This is a genomic window from Salmonella sp. SJTUF15570 (assembly GCF_043357055.1).
Classification (GTDB): Bacteria; Pseudomonadota; Gammaproteobacteria; order Enterobacterales; family Enterobacteriaceae; genus Salmonella; species Salmonella enterica.
The window spans coordinates 245,684-264,191 of the sequence record NZ_JBEUKJ010000004.1; the positions used below are offsets into that span (position 1 = coordinate 245,684).

Consider the following 18,508-nt stretch of genomic DNA (forward strand, 5'->3'; position numbering starts at 1 on the left):
TCGCAAAACGGGGGTTTTTCTTACAGTAAACGCGTTAGCGCCGGGAAACCCCGGCGCATATTCAGAACGTTTTTGCCCACCATAGCCGAAGCTTCATGCCCCAGTAGCTGGTCCAGCCGCTGGTGGTGAACACAACCCGACCTTGTGAAACCACCACCAGCGTTGGCGTCACGCTGATTTCCCAGCCAGCGGATAAGGCGCCGTTAGCATCATTGACGACCGGGAAGTCAACGCCCCTGCGCGCCAGCCAGCGGGCAACCTCAGCGTCATCGCCGGAGCGGAGCGCAACGGTCATGACGTTTTCCCCTTCCGCCGCCAGGCGAGCGACCGCAGGCGTAGTAAAGCGGCATACCCCGCACCAGCTGGCCCAAAAATAGAGCAGTACGGGGCGTTCTTCGCTCAAGGTCGCCAGAGTTGTCGACTCTCCCGTCAGCGTATGTAACGGTGTCGCGGCAAACGCCGGAGGCGCCTGCGGCGCGCGCCAGACGTCCATGACCACCATTATCGCGATGAGGAGCGCCAGAAAAACCGCGGCTTCACGCAGCCAACGCCGCAGTTTACCCGCCATTGGCAGCCGCCAGTTTTTCTTTCACCACCGCTTCCAGCGTATCCCAGGGCACCGCGCCCGGAATCAGCTCGTCGCCAATGATCGTCGCTGGCGTTCCTTGCACGCCGACCAGCCTTGCCAACTGCAAATTAGTGCGTATCGTTTCCATGCTTTTTTCATCCAGAGTCACTGGCGTAGCCCCTGCTTTCTGCTGGGCCTGTTTAATACTGTCATCCGTATGGTAACCGCGCTTTTGCATGAGTTTTTCATGTAGCGCGAGGAACTGTTGCGGATGCTCGCGCCAGGTGGTCAGCGCAATACGCGCCGCCAGTATGGAACTCTCTCCTTTGAATGGCAGCGGTTTAATAATGACCGCAACGTCAGGATATTTCTGCACAATCTTTTCCAGCATCGGATCAAGCTGTTTGCAGTACGGGCAGTTGTAATCCGTAAAGTTCACCAGCGTCAGCTTAGGGTGTTTAGCGCCTATCCGCGGGCTGGCAGGATCGTTAAACAACGCCGCATGGATCAGATTTTCAATCTGCTTTTCCTGATCCGGCGTAAAAGGGGCGGTTTCTTGCGCGATGCTCAGCGTTGAAAACAGCGCCAGCAGTAAAACAATCATGTATTTCATTGGGTTATTCCTTTCGCTTTTTTCAACGTTTGTAATACCGCATCGCGGGTCAGCAAAGTGGGCAGTGCCTCCCCTTCCGGCAATCCGGGGCCATATACCTGATTAAACGGCACGGCGACCTGGCCGCGCGTTTTCAGAAAATCTGTAATGGCATCGGACGGCAGCGTCCAGTCTCCCCGCAGCGCCACAACATCCGGCTGTTGCAAGGCGGCCTGCACATCCTCTTTTTGCAGAACGTTGTATTTATTCACTTTACAGGTAATACACCAGTCCGCAGTGACATCGACAAATACCCGCTTATGCTGTGCCAGCGCCGACTGGATTGCCTGTTCACTCAACGGTTGCCACTGAACAGTGTCTTGCGCGCTCTTTGACGCAGTGAAGCCGAAATGCGGCAGGAGTAACGTCGCCAGCCAGATAGCCGACCCCAGCATCATCAGACCGAGGATCCTGCGCAGGACATTCATCCAACGTCCGGGGCGCGGTAAACGTAGCGCAAGTCCTGGTCGTAGCGCGACCAGTAGCCACGGCGCGCTCATCCCCAGGCCTAGCGCAAGGAACAGCCCCCACAGCGTCGGCAACGACGCCGTGAGCGCCACGGCGACCGCCGTGCCCAGAAACGGCGCGCTACAAGGCGTCGCCAGCAGCGTGGCGAATGCCCCCTGCCAGAAATGTCCCGACATACCGTTACCGCCGTAAGTGGCCAGTTTCGTGGTCATAGATGAGGGAAGCCTGAACTCAAAAAGCCCGAACAGGCTGGCGCTAAACAACAACATCACCAGCGCCATAAAACCAATAAACCATACATTCTGGAACTGGACTCCCCAGGCCAGCGCATGGTTTGACAGGCGAAGGAGGGTCATAAACGCCGCCAGCGCCATAAATGACGCAATGATACCGGCGACCGAAGCCAAAAATTGTCGCCTGATGTGAGAGCGGCTTTTTTCCTCTACCAATAAAATAGAGCCAAGTTTCATGCCCAGAACCGGCAGTACGCAGGGCATTAAATTAAGAATCAGTCCGCCGATCAGCGCCATCATTACAACTTGCCAGAAAGGTAGCGCCGCATTGTCCGGCGTTTGCGCTGGCGCAGCGCCAATGGTTTGCGTGCTCTCCTGGGCGATAGCGCCATCGGCTAACACGAGGGTCAGCGATTTGTTGCGCAAATCGGGCGCCTTTTCGCCCCAACTGTCCGTCACCGGCACCGTCGCCTGTAACCTGTCGCCCTCTACGCGCAGGCGAGGCTTCGCAAAATCGACGTCATCTATGGTGTCAAGATAGAGCCCGGGCGATGACCAGCCCGCCGCTCGCGTAGCAGTGACCACCAGTTCTCCCGGGCGATAGCCGACGTCAAGCGAGTCCGTTAGTCCACTGCGGAGCGGAACTTTACCCATCGCCCGCGCATAGTCATGGGCAAAATCGGCATTCTGCACAGTGGGCGTCACGGAAAAGGGGTAATCGGTCAACAGACAAACATTGCTGCAGGTTGATAACGTCAACACGCCGCGCAAGGTCGCGGGCGGCGTACCGCGCACGATCATCGGAAAGGTCACCTCGTCGTGATATCCCTGGGTGGTGATATTCGCCACATCAAAGCGCGAGGGGGTTGGCCAGAACCAGCTTACCTCAGGCATGTCGCCTTTCCAGGCGATAGAGGGCGCCACGCCCCCTTCCCCCGGCGCGCGCCAGTAGGTTTTCCAGCCGTTTTCCAGTTTGACGTCAAGCAACAGCCGGGTCTCGCCGTTAGCGGACGTATCGGCACGTAGCCGTATGCTGGCATGGTCGTTATCGGGCGAGCGCAGCCAGCCGCTTTCCGCCGCCCAGGAGACGGGCAGCCAAAGCCATAACAGGCAGAACAGTATCCGCCTGAACAAAATCATCATATTTTTTCTCCGTGAATGAGTAATTAACCGTTAGCAATAACCGGTCTGTCATTCACGGAAGACACAAAATCGTAGATGTACCCGTAATGTGGGCGGCGAAATAGCCCGTGGAGGCGAAAACGGCAGGCGCATGACCCGGACAGGCGCCAGTAAGGAAAGCAGTAGACAAAGCGCAAGGATAGCGCCTTCAAAGAGTACCGGAGGCGCCGCCAGCAGCGACTTGGCGCTTAATTCACAGGGGGTGACCGGCGAGCCGTCATCTGTCGAGGAGGGAGCGCTGACCACCGCAGCAGAGGCCGTCGCCTGCATCTGCAAGGCGTGCAGGCCCGCCATGCGTTGCGCGGTACAAACCATTACCACGACACATGCAAGGCAAAGAAACCACCAGCCCATCCGTTGTTGTTTCGCCATTGCGCCCTCACTGTTTAACGCGAGTTATCTTAGCCACTGGCGCGGTTTTGGCAACCTTTCCCCTGTAAAGTTATGTCGGCGCGCTGCGCAACCTTCTGATAGTCGAACAACGTAATTTATTCTTACTAATGATATAACTGGTGTTTTCATACGCACTTTTCAGGTTTACCCTACACTTAGTGGAGAAACCTTTTTGGGGTCCCTTCTGTATGTATTGATTTAGCGAGATGATGCTATGGAACTTAAGGATTATTACGCCATTATGGGCGTGAAACCGACGGACGATCTCAAGACGATTAAGACCGCCTATCGCCGACTGGCCCGCAAGTACCATCCAGATGTCAGCAAAGAACCCGATGCCGAAGCCCGTTTCAAAGAGGTTGCTGAAGCATGGGAAGTGCTGAGTGATGAGCAACGGCGCGCCGAGTATGACCAGTTATGGCAACACCGTAACGATCCACAATTTAATCGCCAGTTCCAGCAACACGAAGGCCAGCCGTATAACGCCGAAGATTTTGATGATATTTTCTCGTCTATTTTTGGTCAGCACGGTCGCCATTCGCACCACCGCCACGCCGCACGCGGTCATGATATCGAAATTGAAGTGGCGGTATTCCTGGAAGAAACGCTGGAAGAGCACCAGCGTACGATTAGCTATTCCGTCCCCGTTTATAACGCGTTCGGCCTGGTGGAGCGGGAAATTCCCAAAACATTGAATGTGAAAATCCCGGCTGGCGTCAGCAACGGGCAACGAATCAGACTGAAAGGCCAGGGCACGCCGGGGGAAAACGGCGGACCTAATGGCGATTTATGGCTCGTTATCCATATTGCCCCGCATCCGCTCTTTGATATCGTCAATCAGGATCTGGAAGTCGTCCTTCCGCTTGCCCCATGGGAGGCGGCGCTCGGCGCTAAGGTGTCTGTGCCAACGCTTAAAGAGCGTATTTTGCTGACCATTCCCCCCGGCAGCCAGGCAGGTCAGCGGCTGCGTATCAAAGGAAAAGGATTAGCCAGTAAAAAGCACACTGGCGATCTCTATGCCATCATCAAAATCGTTATGCCGCCGAAACCTGACGAGAAAACAGCTGCCCTGTGGCAACAACTGGCGGACGCGCAGTCGTCCTTTGACCCACGCCAGCAATGGGGGAAAGCATAATGGCTAACATCACTGTCACCTTTACCATCACCGAATTTTGTTTGCACACCGGCGTGACGGAAGAAGAGCTAAACGAAATCGTCGGACTTGGCGTAATTGAGCCTTACGAAGACGATAACGCCGACTGGCAATTCGACGATCGCGCAGCGAGCGTGGTACAACGCGCGCTACGCTTACGCGAGGAGCTGGCGCTCGACTGGCCTGGGATCGCGGTCGCGTTAACGCTGCTGGAAGAGAATTCACGGCTGCGCGAAGAAAACCGGTTACTGCTGCAACGCCTTTCTCGCTTTATCTCGCATCCCTAATCCACGATAAAGGCAATAAACCGAGGGTGGGCTTTCTGCCCACCCCGGATTTACATGCACCCGGTATAATACCAGAATGCCTCTGACATACTTCCCCCAACGGAAGAAATATAGCCTTTCACCGCGCACAACCCGATCAACGAACCGCCAATGTCAGCCATTAATGCGCCATTGCGAAGATCATCGTTTAAATAAAGACCAGCCACACGTTCACATTTTTTAGATACGTCGGTTATTTTTACACGTTAGCGATCATTTATTGCCTGAAGAATATATTCTTTCACTGTTTTGTACTCTCTGGTTGATACGTACCTTCTCCCTGTCAATGCCGGGTAAAATGTACCGCTGCGCTTACAGGTTGCGGTATTTATAAATAAGAAATACAACAGTCACTTACAGTTTAATAATTGAGCGTTATAACATCCACTACCGCCCAATATTTACACCACGCCTAAAATACAAAAATGTAATAGAATGTAAACAAAATAAGAGCATAAAATAAATAACTTATTAAAAAATCAATATAAATAGAGTGGTCAATAAAAAACGATCGTTTTCAACGAGTTATGTTTCTCAGATTTTCATCTATCCTGAATAGGCTTGCGGAAAATGTAATTTACACCATTGACTATTTCACTTAAAAGGTTTCTGTAATGGAATGGAAGGTCGTTGATACAGTTATAAGTCCCTCTACCGGAGTGTCGTTCTCATGCATACATAGCCTAAAAAATCTTAGATTGACCTTATGGTATCAGGCAGATGTTTACATGCCTCCAGGTAGCATTATCATCCCCTTTAATAAGGGGGTCTTAATAAACGATAAACTTTATCCCGTTACTGTTTACAACGTTACCAGGTTTAATCCTGTTCTATGGAAATCGCTTAAAGAAAATAGCCACTGTCCTGGTAACTGCAATCCTAAACCAGAAGCCTGCAGTTATCCTTTCGAGTGTCTGGTATCCGTTTGTCCATTTGGTTTAACCAGAAATATTCAAATAGATAATAAGAAAGTTTAGGAAATAAAGTATGCATTAGCCATACTACTGATTAAGTGTATTCGCGCACGTTTGCAGTATTTTGCAGTTAAATATGTTTGATATAAAAATTGTACAGTTCGGATATTTTTTGATTCGTTTAATCTAACCTTCACTTTGGCAACGAGGAGCCGGTACAGAGGATATTACTGATGGCCGGCAGACAAAGAAACGCATTGCTTTTAACACTGTATAAATTCCATCCGTGACATTCTTCTTTAGTAATATTTCACCAGAGCAATCATCTTACCTTTATTGTGCATAAAAATCAGCAAGTAGTGTTTAGAAAAAATAATGTTTTAGACAAAAGCTCTGCGCGTCATGCTGATCGCCAAAAGCATAACGGGCTGACATCATGTCAGCCCGTGGGTTTACCCCTGCCCTGATACTTACGGTACGCTTATCGTCATATTGTCATGACCGACAATGACAGGGCCCGGGTAATTTTTCATGGCTTCCTGTTGCCAGACGTCATCCGCAACCGTCGCAGGCACCAGATGACTTAACACCAGTTTTTTCACGTGGGCCTCGCGAGCAATCTTACCGACATCTTCAATCGTGGTGTGATGCGACGCAATCGCTTCAGCCAGCGTTTTTCCGTTGCCAATACTATTAGCCAGTTTTGCTACCGAGGGGACATGTACCGCCTCATGTACCAGGATATCCGCCCCTTGGGCAAACGTTGCAAGCGGCGGAAACCAGGACGTATCGCCAGAGAAGACGATTCGCTTACCCTGGGTATCAAAACGGTAAGCAAACGCTTCACCGTCCGGGAAAGGGGAATGAGGCACTTTTAGCGCGCTTATTGTGACCAGTTCATCTTTATAGATGACGCCCTGACCAATATCGGTCGCCTTAACCAGGTTGCGCGGATCGGGTTTCCCCTCTTCTTCCATGCGTAGCGTGATATCCCTGTCAAAAACCTTCCAGCTAGCCTTCGTCATCGCCTGGGTTCCCGGCGGGCCATACACCTGTATGGTATGGTCTTTCAGACCACTTGCCCAGGCATTCATCAGCAAGGAAGGATAATCCAGTATGTGGTCGCTGTGCAGATGGGTGAGCAAAATAGTATTGATGTTGCGCAGTGGAATGCCGTTTTTCACCAGTTGCAGACTGGCGCCGTAGCCGGCATCTATCAGCCATATTTTATCGCCGATAGTGAGCGCCGTCGCTTGCGGTAGTCTGGCTGTATTGAGCAAAGAAGGCCCGCCTTTGGTGCCCAGTAAAACAATGTTGATCTCTTGAGGCGCAGGAGCACCGGCAGCAATGGCAAGGTGGCTTTGCGCCAGCATACAAACCGCCAGCATAGCGACGCTTTTTTTCATCATGTTTTTACTCTTCTTAGTTGAGAAAAGAGGGAACTTCACGTTGGCGAAACTGCGAAGGAGAACAGCCAGCAAGGCGATTAAAGAAACGGGCGAAATAAGCCGGATCTTTAAAACCTAATTGCCAGGCGATCTCGTTGACAGCATTGTCGGAAAAAAGCAGCAGTCGTTTCGCCTCGCGTAATTGCCGATCAAAAATCAGGCGTTTAGGCGGGCGATTAGCAAAACGTCGGCAAATATCGGTCAAACGAGATTCGGTAATATGCAACTCGCAGGCATAATCGGGCACCGTCCAGTGCTGATGGAAGTGGTTGTCAATTAACAGGGTAAAGCGCTGAAAAAGTTTCAGTTCACCGCGCATCCCGGTTGCGGCGTGATCGTCCAGCTTCGCATTACGCAACAGCAAGGTAAATACCGCCTGCGCCAGTAGCACCAGGGTATGTTCGCAGCCAGCCAGTTGCTCCGTGGACTCCCGCTCAATTAGCTGCCAGTAATGTTTGAGCGCCGCCAGCTCGTTGGGTTTATCCGCCAGCGACAGACAGATTCCCGGCAGGCCGAAGGCCTCTCTGGTGCCGGGATAAAGCACTTCCAGCAGCGGCCAAACCAGCTCTTCGCGTACCGTCAGAACATGGCCATCGCTATCCGATTCGGTAATAAAAGCATGCGGCACCGAGGGCGGCGTAAGCACAAATAGCGGCGCCTGCACCGAATAGCGATGATCGTCGAGCTGTAGCTCAATCTGCCCGGTATCAAGAAAGTGCATTTGAAAAAACTGGTCGTGGCGATGCGCCTGCATATCACGACCAAAGAAATCCGCCATACGAGCAAACGACTGATAATGCACATCGTTACTGCCCATGCTTTCGTCATACTCTTTGCTGATATCAATATTGGCGATCGCACGTTGGCACATAGTTTCTCCTCAAGGGGTGGCGCGCGGACGCGATGCTTTCATGGGAATGAGCCAGATAATGGCGGCGCCGACGACTAACAGAGAAGCGACAAACCAGAGTCCGCTATTGAAGCTACCGGTGATATCTTTTAGCCAGCCAATCATAAACGGGCTAAGCGCGGAGCCAATATTGCCGGTGGCATTGATGACCGCAATGCCTATCGCCCTGGCGCGTAAACTGATCGACTGATCCGGCGTGGTCCAGAAGATCGCCATCGCGCTAAAGGAACCCGTGGATGCCATCACGATCCCCAGGAGCTGGATCAGGTTATGGTCGGTCGCCGACGCCAGCAGCCAGCCCGCGGCGGCAAACAGGAACGGCAACGCCGTGTGATGTTTACGCTCCTGATGTTTGTCCGAATGGCGGCTCCAGTAAATCATGCCCAGAATAGTACAAATCTGCGGGATCGCCGCCAGCAGGCCGATGGTGATATTGCTGCTGCCTTCATTAAAACTTTTCAGGATTTGCGGCGTCCAGATACTAATGGCGCTAAGCGTATTGGTAAGGCAAAAATAGGCCAGCGTATACATCAGTACAATTGGCGTGAATACTTCGCGCCACAGACTACGCTGCTGCATGGCGTTATGGCTGATGGCCCCCTCCGGCTGAACCAGCGTCAGGCGGTCATTATCCATCATCTCCTGCAAACATTTTTTATCCTCTGCCGTCAGCCATTTGGCTTTTGCCGGGGTATCATCCAGGTAAAACCAGACCATAATGCCTAACAAAACTGACGGAAATCCCTCCAGCAGGAATAACCACTGCCATCCATGCAGATTGAATATGCCGTCCAGCGATAAAATATAGCCGGAGACAATCGACCCCAACGCGGTAGTGGCTGGCATGGCAATCATAAATAATGCGTTGGCGCGGGCGCGGAAAAATGCCGGGAACCAGTAGGTTAAATAGAGCAATATTCCTGGCAAAAAGCCCGCTTCGGTAATGCCCACCAGCATTCGCAGCACATACAGGCTTTTCGGTCCCACCGCGAACATCGTGGCGGTAGATGCAATGCCCCATAGCACCATAATGGTCGCAATCCAGCGGCGGGCGCCGACGATGCTCAACATCACGTTGCTGGGAATGCCGAAAATGACGTAGGTAGCGTAAAACAGCGTCGTGGCAAGGCCAAACATGGTGGCGCTTAACCCCAGATCCTGCCCCATCGTCAACCCGGCAAAACCGATGTTGATACGGTCTAAAAACGAGAAGATAAACAACACGAATAAAAATACGATCAGTCGGCGGAACAGTTTATTTATGACGGTTTGTTGACCCGTGCTGAGCGCGTTGTGCGAACGGACAGACTCGGGGCTTTCCGGAAGTGCAGATGATGTGTCGCTCATTTTTTTTCCTCTGATGGGAATTTTGTAGGGTACTACGGTTGCCCGGTAGCGCTGCGCTTACCGGGCCAGGCTTAATAGACGCCGGACGCACCGGACAGCTTTTTTTCTGCGCCAAAGCGCGCCGCCAGCGCCTCCGCGCCGCGCGCCAGCAGCGTGGTGTCAACGCCGACGGCGACAAATAGCGCCCCCAGTTCCAGATAACGTTTCGCCAGTGCTTCATTGGCCATCAGAATCCCCGGTGCTTTCCCCGCCGCGCGTATCTGCACGATGGCGTTCTCAATCGCCGCCTGCACTTCCGGGTGCTGCGGATTGCCGGCAAAGCCCATATCGGCGCTGAGGTCCGCCGGGCCGATAAACACGCCGTCAATGCCATCCACGTCGAGAATTGACGCCAGATTGCTCATCGCCTCACGCGTTTCAATCTGCACCAGTACGCACATGGCGTCGTTGGCCTGGTGGAGATAGTCCGGAATGCGATTCCAGCGCGATGCCCGCGCCAGCGCACTGCCCACGCCGCGAATACCAGCAGGCGGATAACGCGTAGCCGCCACGGCGTTTCGCGCTTCATCGGCATTCTGCACCATCGGTATCAGCAGCGTTTGCGCGCCGACGTCGAGCAGTTGCTTAATCTGTACCGGATCGTTCCATGACGGACGCACCACCGGCTGGCTGGGATAAGGCGCAATCGCCTGCAACTGGGTCAACACCGTCTGCACGTTGTTTGGCGCGTGTTCACCGTCGATCAGTAGCCAGTCGAAGCCGGCGCCCGCTAACAGTTCAGCGCTGTAACTGTTGGCAAGCCCCAGCCACAAACCGATTTGCGGACGCCCCGCTTTTAACGTGTCTTTGAAAGCATTTTTCATCGTTTTTTCCTTACACAAACCGGCAACTGATCGCGCCCATGTTGCCGTAATCGACATGGAAGGTGTCGCCCTTGCGCGCCGGCACCGGGCGGGTGAACGAGCCGCCGAGGATGATCTGCCCGGCTTCAAGCTGGACATCGTAGGGGGCAAGCTTGTTCGCCAGCCACGCCACGCCGTTGGCCGGATGATTCAGCACGCCTGCGGCGACGCCGGTTTCTTCGATCACGCCGTTGCGATAGAGCAGCGCGGAAATCCAGCGCAGATCCAGCTCGTCTGGTTTGATGGGACGACCACCGAGGATCACCCCGGCGTTGGCGGCGTTGTCGGAAATGGTGTCGAACACTTTGCGCGGACGCTGGGTTTCCGGGTCGATGTTGTGGCTGCGGGCGTCAATCAGTTCCAGCGCCGGAATCACATAATCCGTGGCGTTGTAGACGTCGAACAGCGTGCAGTGGGGGCCGCGCAGCGGTTTCGCCAGCACGAACGCCAGCTCCACTTCAATACGCGGGACGATAAAACGGTCGGTGGGGATATCGCCGCCGTCATGGAAGAACATATCGTCAAGCAGCGCGCCGTAATCCGGTTCGCTGATTTGCGAGCTGGCCTGCATCGCTTTTGAGGTCAGGCCGATTTTGTGGCCTTTGAGCGTGCGCCCTTCGGCGATCTTGATATTGACCCATTCACGCTGTACGGCATAGGCATCTTCAATAGTGATGTTGGGATAATCCAGCGACACTGCGCGAATCTGTTCACGCTGTTTTTCAGCCTGATTAAGTCGCTGGGCGATCAGGGTATGGGTCTGTTTATCGAGCATAGTGTTTCCTGTTACGTCATTCGGTGCTGCTGTGCCGGGTGGCGACGCGGGTGCGTCTTACCCGGCCTACGGTTCGGTATTGCTTCGTGCATCGTTTTTTTGTAGGCCCGGTCAGCGCAGCGCCACCGGGCGAAAGAGTGTGCTATTTAAATAACGCGTGTACGTTGTTTTGTTTGTAATTGAGCGTTGGATGTAACTCGGCAATCTCAAACGACAGCGCCAGATAGCGGTTCTCCATCAGGTCGGCGAAGTGGGCTTTAATCAGCCCAAACAGCATTTCGCCAACTTCCTGACGGCTCTCCAGGCTGCGCCCGGCGCCGATTTTCAGCGTCATATGCACAAACGCGTAATCATGCTTACCGTCAGCCATCTGCCAGGTATCCAGCCAGTGGGCGCGACTGCGGATACCGCCGATGGGGAAAATCCCGCTGGCGGCCAGCGCCTCGTTTACCTTGCTGAACAGGCCGGGTAAATCAGCCTGCTCGCGAATATTTTCAGTACATTCAGCAATAAAGTGCGGCATAAACACCCCTTACGCAGGCAGCGGGAAAACAGCGTTCACCTGGCCGGTACCGGAGCTGGCGAACAGGTCGGTGATGAACTCCACCTTGCCGTCGTATTTGTCCCAACCCAGCATTCCCAGCAGCATGACCGTGTCGTGCATGTTGCCTTCGCCGTAGCAGTAGTCGGCGTACTCCGGCAACATGGTGCAAAACTCCTTGAATTTGCCCTCGCGCCACAGCTTGACCACGCGCTCGTCCATCTGATGATCAAACTCGCGGGTATAGCTGTTCATCCCCTCTTCCGCCCGTTGGTCGTCAATAAAACGGTGCGACAGAGAACCACTGGCGAATACCGCTACGGTACCGTCATATTTCTCAATCGCCTTGAGAATGGCTTCGCCCAGTCTGCGACTGTCGGCAAAGTCATGCACAGTACAGAACGCCGAGATGGAGACCACTTTGAAGTGCTTGTCGCTGTTCATGTAGCGCATCGGCACCAGCGTGCCATACTCCAGCTTCAGGCTCGGGATGTTATGCGCTTTAGCGCGCACGCCCAGTTTGACTGCCTCGTCGGCGATCAGGTGGCCGAGCTCCGGATTACCGTCATAGTCATAGGTCATGTCGCGAATAAAGTGCGGCAATTCGTTGCTGGTATAGACGCCCTGGAAATGGTCGGCACAATTAATGTGGTAAGCGCTATTCACCAGCCAGTGGGTGTCGAATACGATAATGGTGTCAACGCCCATTTCGCGGCAACGCTTGCCAATTTCAATATGCCCATCAATGGCTGCCTGACGACAACCGTAATTTTTTCCCGGCAGTTCAGAAAGATACATCGACGGCACGTGGGTAATTTTTGCTGCTAACGCTAACTTGCCCATATCAAACTCCCCATTTTGGGATAGGATGGTCGCCCATTGAGATGCAGACGTTTTTCATTTCCGCAAACACTTCGAAGCTATATTCGCCGCCTTCGCGCCCGGTACCGGAGGCTTTCACGCCGCCGAACGGCTGGCGCAGGTCGCGGACGTTCTGGGTGTTAACGAAGACCATGCCGGCTTCAATCCCACGCGCCAGGCGCAACACTTTGCTCACGTCCTGGGTCCAGATATAAGAGGCCAGACCGTATTCCACGTCGTTCGCCAAACGTAACCCTTCCGCTTCGTCTTTGAATGGCAGCAGACAGGCGACTGGCCCAAAGATCTCTTCCTGCGCGACGCGCATACGGTTATCGACATCGGCCAGCACGGTTGGGCGCAGGAAGTTACCGCCTTTCAGATGCGCAGGCAGGTCAGTGGGTTTTTCCGCACCGCCCGCCAGCAGCGTTGCGCCCTCTTCAATGCCGAGGCGAATATAACCGGAGACTTTTTCCCAGTGCTGTTGGCTAATCAGCGCGCCGACCTGGGTGTTCGGGTCGGTCGGATCGCCGACACGCAGGCGATTCGCGCGTTCGGCAAAGCGCTTCACGAACTCAGGGTAAATGCTCTGCTGGATAAAGATGCGCGACCCGGCGGTGCAGCGTTCGCCGTTGATCGAGAAGATGGTGAACAGCGCGGCGTCCAGCGCGCGCTCAATGTCGGCATCTTCAAAAATCAGCACCGGCGATTTGCCGCCCAGCTCCATCGAGTATTTTTTCAGGCCGGCATTTTTCATGATATTGCGACCGGTGGCGGTACCGCCGGTAAACGACACCGCACGCACGTCATGGTGGCGTACCAGCGCATCGCCCGCCGTCGCGCCGTAGCCCTGCACCACGTTCAGCACGCCTGCCGGAATTCCTGCCTCCAGCGCCAACTCGCCCAGCCTGTCGGCAGTCAACGGCGACAGCTCGGACATTTTGAGCACCGCGGTGTTACCCAGCGCCAGGCACGGCGCAACTTTCCAGGTCGCGGTCATAAACGGCACGTTCCACGGCGACACCAGCGCGCAGACGCCGACGGGCTGCACCAGCGTATAATTGAGCATTTTATCGTCAACCGGATAGGTCTTGCCGTTCATCTGCTGGCACACTTCGGCGAAGAATTCGAAGTTATGCGAGGCGCGCGGGATCAGCACGTTTTTAGTCTGGTGAATAGGCAGACCGGTGTCGGCGGTTTCCATCGCCGCGATTTCCGGTACGTTCTGGTCAATCAGGTCGCCAAGGCGGCGCATCAGGCGCGCGCGCTCTTTCATCGGTAGGTTGGCCCATTTCGGGAACGCCTCTTTGGCCGCCGCGACAGCCTGGTTCACTTCTGCTTCACCGCCGGAGGCTACTTCCGCCAGCACGTCACCGGTCGCCGGGTTAGTGGTCTGGAAGTAGTCGTTACCTGCAACGTTTTTGCCGTTAATCCAATGATTTATTTTCTTCATTTTGCGCTCTCCTCACTGACGATTCGGTTAACCAGGCGACCCACGCCTTCTACTTCCACGACAACTTCATCCCCCGGCACCACATCGGACAGCCCTTTCGGCGTACCGGTGGCAATCATGTCGCCCGGTTGCAACGTCATAAATTCGCTCAGATAAGAAATCAGGAACGGGATGCTGAAGATCAGATCGGCGGTCGTCCCTTCCTGGCGCAGCTCACCGTTGACAAAGGTGCGTAACGTCAGGTTGTGCGGATCAGAAACCGCCTCTTTATCCACAATCCACGGGCCTATCGGCGTCAGGCCGTCGCGGCTTTTTACCCGCAGATTCGGACGGTAGTAGTTTTCCAGATAGTCGCGGATCGCGTAGTCGTTGCAGACGGTGTAACCGGCCACATACTCCATAGCTTCGGCTTCGCTCACCTTACGCGCCGTTTTGCCAATCACCACGACCAGCTCGGCTTCATAGTGCATATATTCGACGTTGTTCGGGCGCACCGACGTTTGGTGATGTTCGGTAAAGGTGTTTGGCGCTTTGATAAATACCAGCGGCTCTTTCGGCGGCGTAAATGCCAGCTCGCTGGCGTGATCGGCGTAGTTCAACCCCAGCGCAAATAACGTTCCCGTCGCTGACAGCGGCCACGTAAACGTCTGGTGGCGGGCGAATTCATCTTCTGCGACAACCGGATTTTCCAGCGCGGGTAAACCTTTCGCCAGAATACGCACCCGATCGCCGGGACGCAGCGCAACGCGATTCTGCGGCGTACCGAGTAAGATCGCATCGCCAGGGTTAAGCGTAGCGAACTCACTTAACGCGCTAAGCAGTTGTGCGGCGCTACGCTGTAAATCGGCAGTATTCCAGTGGTCCGCTTCTCGTCCGTTGATTTCAGTGATAATGGTGAGGTTATCCACATCACTCAGCGGCGCCATTTCACCCAGCGGGCAAAAGCCATCGCGACATTTCGCTTTAATCGCCGGGCGATAAAAGCTCTCTTCCGGCAGGCTGACCTCGTTAGCCAGCGCATACCCGGCGATATAGTCCGCCGCCGCTTCAGGGCGTATCCGGCTGGCGGTTTTCCCCACGATGAGCGCCACTGTCGCGCCGCTCAGTACCTTTTCTCCCTGCGGATAAGGAATGGGTTCGCCGTAACGAATCACCGTATTACGCGGCTTGATGAACCACACTGCGGTTTTAGGCGGCGCATTATAGGGAGGCTGAGAGAAAGCCTCTTGCCAGGCATCAAGCTGACTGCGATGGTTTAACGCAACGGCGAAAACAGTACCCTTCATACATAAACTCCTCAGGCCGATTTAACGGGCTGTGATTTCATTAATATATTAATAATTAGATTTATGCTTTCGCTGTACATTTAGCAAGCTGAAGTAAAGTATTTGTGATGCGATTAACAATATTTTCACAAAATAATAATTAAATGCATATATATCAAATAGTTAAATAAAAGACTTTGTTTCTGTTAAACTTTGGACATAAAACAGATGTCATAGCTCACATCGGTAAACACGATTATTCAGGTATTAATAATTCTGCAAAAGAGAAACGCTTATGCATGATTCATTAACCATCGCCTTGCTTCAGGCGCGCGAAGCGGCAATGACCTATTTCCGCCCCATCGTTAAAAGCCACAATCTGACCGACCAGCAATGGCGCATTGTGCGAATCCTGGCCGATAGCCCCTCTATGGATTTTCACGAGCTGGCCTTTCGTACCTGTATTTTGCGTCCAAGTCTGACCGGAATATTGACGCGCATGGAGCGAGACGGACTGGTGTTGCGACTCAAGCCGGTTAACGATCAGCGTAAGTTATATGTCATGTTGACGGAGCAGGGACAAACGTTGTACGCCCGTGCCCGAAGCCAGGTAGAAGAGGCTTATCGAAAAATTGAGGCCGATTTCACGCCCGAAAAAACACAGCAATTGATGCTGCTGCTGGACGATCTTATTGCTCTGGGGCGCCAGCATCCTGATAGCGAAGCGGAAGCATAGTATTCTTACCTTCCCACGCCGCCGACACGGGAATCCCCTCCCGCTTACAACGTTGACGGCGATCGCATTTTACTCTTCTTCTTCGACGTTCATCTGAAAAGTACCCGCCGTTGTCCTGAAAGTCTCTTCACAGTTTACGCTTCTGCCTATTCAATTAAACAACAAATAAGAAACATATTATTAACAAAACATTCCGATTAACGAGGAAGAGGCCGCAATGAAACCTGAAGATTTTCGTACTGATAACAAGCGTCCGTTAACGGGCGAAGAGTATTTAAAAAGCCTGCAGGACGGGCGGGAAATTTATATTTACGGCGAACGCGTTAAAGATGTTACGACACATCCGGCATTCCGCAATGCCGCAGCCTCTGTCGCACAACTGTATGACGCATTACATAAACCGTCGATGCAAGATACCCTGTGCTGGAATACCGATACCGGCAGCGGCGGTTATACGCATAAATTTTTCCGCGTGGCGAAAAGCGCAGACGATCTGCGCCAACAGCGTGATGCTATCGCCGAGTGGTCACGCCTGAGTTACGGCTGGATGGGACGCACACCGGATTACAAAGCCGCCTTTGGCTGCGCTCTGGGCGCTAACCCAGCCTTCTACGGCCAGTTTGAGCAGAACGCCCGCAACTGGTACACCCGTATTCAGGAGACCGGCCTGTACTTTAACCATGCAATCGTCAACCCGCCCATTGACCGCCACAAACCTGCCGACGAAGTGAAAGACGTCTATATCAAGCTGGAGAAAGAGACGGACGCCGGGATTATTGTCAGCGGGGCAAAAGTCGTCGCCACTAACTCCGCCCTGACTCACTACAACATGATTGGTTTCGGCTCAGCCCAGGTGATGGGCGAAAACCCGGATTTTGCTCTGATGTTTGTCGCGCCAATGGATGCCGAAGGCGTAAAACTTATTTCACGCGCCTCGTATGAAATGGTCGCGGGCGCGACGGGCTCGCCGTTTGATTATCCACTCTCCAGCCGCTTTGATGAAAACGATGCCATTCTGGTGATGGACAAGGTGCTGATCCCGTGGGAAAACGTATTAATTTACCGTGATTTCGATCGTTGCCGTCGCTGGACGATGGAAGGCGGCTTTGCCCGTATGTATCCACTGCAAGCCTGTGTTCGTCTGGCGGTTAAACTTGATTTCATTACCGCGCTGCTGAAAAAATCGCTCGAATGTACGGGTACCGTAGAGTTCCGGGGCGTGCAGGCCGATCTCGGCGAAGTCGTGGCCTGGCGCAATATGTTCTGGGCATTGAGCGATTCTATGTGTTCTGAAGCAACCCCGTGGGTAAACGGCGCCTGGCTGCCGGACCACGCCGCGCTGCAAACCTATCGTGTCATGGCCCCAATGGCCTACGCGAAAATTAAAAATATTATTGAACGTAACGTTACCAGCGGCCTGATTTACCTGCCTTCCAGCGCCCGCGATCTGAATAATCCGCAAATCGACCAGTACCTGGCGAAATACGTACGCGGCTCTAACGGAATGGACCATGTTGAACGTATCAAAATTCTTAAATTGATGTGGGATGCCATCGGCAGCGAGTTCGGCGGTCGCCATGAGCTGTACGAGATTAACTACTCGGGCAGCCAGGATGAAATTCGTCTGCAGTGCCTGCGTCAGGCCCAGAGCTCCGGCAATATGGATAAGATGATGGCAATGGTCGATCGCTGCCTCTCCGAATACGATCAGAATGGCTGGACGGTTTCGCATTTGCACAATAACGACGACATCAATCAACTGGATAAGCTGCTGAAATAACGCGGCAGGAGGTTCTCATGCAAGTAGATGAACAACGTCTGCGTTTTCGCGATGCGATGGCAAGTCTGGCGGCAGCGGTCAACATCGTAACCACGGCGGGTCACGCCGGACGCTGCGGTATCACCGCAACAGCGGTCTGTTCCGTCACCGATACGCCGCCCTCCGTGATGGTATGTATTAATGCCAATAGCGCCATGAACCCCGTCTTTCAGGGCAACGGCAGGCTGTGCATTAATGTACTTAACCATGAGCAGGAGCTGATGGCGCGCCACTTTGCCGGTATGACGGGGATGGCGATGGAAGAGCGTTTTCACCAGCCATGTTGGCAAAACGGGCCGCTGGGCCAGCCAGTACTTAACGGCGCGCTGGCCGGTCTTGAAGGCGAGATCAGCGAGGTACAAACCATTGGCACGCATCTGGTGTATCTGGTGGCGATCAAAAATATTATTCTTAGCCAGGATGGGCATGGCCTGATTTATTTCAAACGCCGTTTTCATCCGGTCAGACTTGAGATGGAAGCGCCTGTTTAACCGTCACTCATGCCCACAAGCGGGATAACCACCGCTTGTGGGAGAAGAGTCGATACGCTGAAGATTTTTATTCC

19 protein-coding genes are annotated in these 18,508 nt (G+C 53.6%); 6 read left to right on the plus strand and 13 right to left on the minus strand.

Going from position 1 to position 18,508, the window contains the following annotated elements; all coding sequences use genetic code 11:
* Nucleotides 1-61: 61 nt before the first annotated feature.
* From ABVN44_RS09995 to ABVN44_RS10010, 4 genes are read right to left on the minus strand one after another with little or no spacing between them, the layout of a single operon-like run.
* Nucleotides 62-568: a protein disulfide oxidoreductase gene (locus ABVN44_RS09995; RefSeq protein WP_023231552.1), complete on the minus strand. Its 507-nt coding sequence runs from the start codon at nt 566-568 to the stop codon at nt 62-64.
* A complete protein-coding gene (locus ABVN44_RS10000; RefSeq protein WP_000876685.1) occupies nt 558-1,181 on the minus strand; it encodes a DsbA family protein in 624 nt (207 codons plus the stop codon). The genes ABVN44_RS09995 and ABVN44_RS10000 overlap by 11 nt, the downstream gene beginning before the upstream one ends.
* Entirely contained in the window at nt 1,178-3,064 is a 1,887-nt protein-coding gene (locus ABVN44_RS10005; protein ID WP_048348811.1) for a protein-disulfide reductase DsbD, read from the minus strand. Before ABVN44_RS10005 ends, ABVN44_RS10000 begins: the two co-directional genes overlap by 4 nt.
* A 48-nt stretch (nt 3,065-3,112) precedes the next feature.
* Nucleotides 3,113-3,475, minus strand: a complete 363-nt coding sequence (locus ABVN44_RS10010; protein ID WP_001118902.1) for a copper resistance protein — start codon at nt 3,473-3,475, stop codon at nt 3,113-3,115.
* Nucleotides 3,476-3,710: 235 nt separating this feature from the next.
* Here ABVN44_RS10010 and cbpA point away from each other — a divergent pair, with 235 nt between their 5' ends.
* The 3 genes from cbpA to ABVN44_RS10025 all read left to right on the plus strand — a co-directional run bounded on the left by cbpA (nt 3,711) and on the right by ABVN44_RS10025 (nt 5,952).
* Nucleotides 3,711-4,631 (plus strand): curved DNA-binding protein, encoded by a 921-nt coding sequence (cbpA, locus tag ABVN44_RS10015; RefSeq protein ID WP_000420603.1) that lies wholly within the window; start codon nt 3,711-3,713, stop codon nt 4,629-4,631.
* Nucleotides 4,631-4,936 carry a chaperone modulator CbpM gene (cbpM, locus tag ABVN44_RS10020; RefSeq protein WP_001284251.1) on the plus strand — a complete coding sequence of 102 codons (306 nt, stop codon included), beginning with the start codon at nt 4,631-4,633 and terminating at the stop codon, nt 4,934-4,936. The genes cbpA and cbpM overlap by 1 nt, the downstream gene beginning before the upstream one ends.
* Before the next feature lie 653 nt (nt 4,937-5,589).
* Nucleotides 5,590-5,952: an anti-adapter protein IraM gene (locus ABVN44_RS10025; RefSeq protein WP_001537781.1), complete on the plus strand. Its 363-nt coding sequence runs from the start codon at nt 5,590-5,592 to the stop codon at nt 5,950-5,952.
* A gap of 407 nt (nt 5,953-6,359) precedes the next feature.
* Here ABVN44_RS10025 and ABVN44_RS10030 read toward each other — a convergent pair whose 3' ends face one another.
* The 9 genes from ABVN44_RS10030 to hpaG all read right to left on the minus strand — a co-directional run bounded on the left by ABVN44_RS10030 (nt 6,360) and on the right by hpaG (nt 15,409).
* Nucleotides 6,360-7,298: an MBL fold metallo-hydrolase gene (locus ABVN44_RS10030; RefSeq protein ID WP_000976557.1), complete on the minus strand. Its 939-nt coding sequence runs from the start codon at nt 7,296-7,298 to the stop codon at nt 6,360-6,362.
* 13 nt (nt 7,299-7,311) lie between these two features.
* Nucleotides 7,312-8,208 carry a 4-hydroxyphenylacetate catabolism regulatory protein HpaA gene (gene hpaA, locus ABVN44_RS10035; RefSeq protein ID WP_000336602.1) on the minus strand — a complete coding sequence of 299 codons (897 nt, stop codon included), beginning with the start codon at nt 8,206-8,208 and terminating at the stop codon, nt 7,312-7,314.
* Between the two features lie 9 nt (nt 8,209-8,217).
* Nucleotides 8,218-9,594, minus strand: a complete 1,377-nt coding sequence (gene hpaX, locus ABVN44_RS10040) for a 4-hydroxyphenylacetate permease (RefSeq protein ID WP_001285795.1) — start codon at nt 9,592-9,594, stop codon at nt 8,218-8,220.
* 71 nt (nt 9,595-9,665) lie between these two features.
* On the minus strand, nt 9,666-10,457 hold the full coding sequence (gene hpaI, locus ABVN44_RS10045; RefSeq protein ID WP_000785082.1) for a 4-hydroxy-2-oxoheptanedioate aldolase: 792 nt from the start codon (nt 10,455-10,457) through the stop codon (nt 9,666-9,668).
* Between the two features lie 10 nt (nt 10,458-10,467).
* Nucleotides 10,468-11,271: a 2-oxo-hept-4-ene-1,7-dioate hydratase gene (hpaH, locus tag ABVN44_RS10050; protein WP_000884795.1), complete on the minus strand. Its 804-nt coding sequence runs from the start codon at nt 11,269-11,271 to the stop codon at nt 10,468-10,470.
* Between the two features lie 142 nt (nt 11,272-11,413).
* Nucleotides 11,414-11,794 (minus strand): 5-carboxymethyl-2-hydroxymuconate Delta-isomerase, encoded by a 381-nt coding sequence (locus ABVN44_RS10055; protein WP_001119849.1) that lies wholly within the window; start codon nt 11,792-11,794, stop codon nt 11,414-11,416.
* A 9-nt stretch (nt 11,795-11,803) separates the two neighbouring features.
* A complete protein-coding gene (hpaD, locus tag ABVN44_RS10060) occupies nt 11,804-12,655 on the minus strand; it encodes a 3,4-dihydroxyphenylacetate 2,3-dioxygenase (RefSeq protein WP_000517001.1) in 852 nt (283 codons plus the stop codon).
* A gap of 1 nt (nt 12,656) precedes the next feature.
* Entirely contained in the window at nt 12,657-14,123 is a 1,467-nt protein-coding gene (gene hpaE / locus ABVN44_RS10065) for a 5-carboxymethyl-2-hydroxymuconate semialdehyde dehydrogenase (protein WP_000723529.1), read from the minus strand.
* Complete coding sequence (gene hpaG, locus ABVN44_RS10070) at nt 14,120-15,409, minus strand: 4-hydroxyphenylacetate degradation bifunctional isomerase/decarboxylase (protein WP_023227208.1); 1,290 nt, start codon at nt 15,407-15,409, stop codon at nt 14,120-14,122. The genes hpaE and hpaG overlap by 4 nt, the downstream gene beginning before the upstream one ends.
* Before the next feature lie 274 nt (nt 15,410-15,683).
* Between hpaG and hpaR the strand changes: the two genes are divergently transcribed.
* From hpaR to ABVN44_RS10085, 3 genes are all read left to right on the plus strand, one after another.
* Nucleotides 15,684-16,124 (plus strand): homoprotocatechuate degradation operon regulator HpaR, encoded by a 441-nt coding sequence (hpaR, locus tag ABVN44_RS10075; protein ID WP_000543922.1) that lies wholly within the window; start codon nt 15,684-15,686, stop codon nt 16,122-16,124.
* A 217-nt stretch (nt 16,125-16,341) separates the two neighbouring features.
* The gene (gene hpaB / locus ABVN44_RS10080) at nt 16,342-17,904 is read left to right on the plus strand and encodes a 4-hydroxyphenylacetate 3-monooxygenase, oxygenase component (RefSeq protein ID WP_000801496.1); all 1,563 of its coding nucleotides are present in this window, start codon (nt 16,342-16,344) and stop codon (nt 17,902-17,904) included.
* Between the two features lie 17 nt (nt 17,905-17,921).
* Nucleotides 17,922-18,434 (plus strand): 4-hydroxyphenylacetate 3-monooxygenase reductase subunit, encoded by a 513-nt coding sequence (locus ABVN44_RS10085; protein ID WP_001195556.1) that lies wholly within the window; start codon nt 17,922-17,924, stop codon nt 18,432-18,434.
* Nucleotides 18,435-18,508 lie beyond the last annotated feature (74 nt).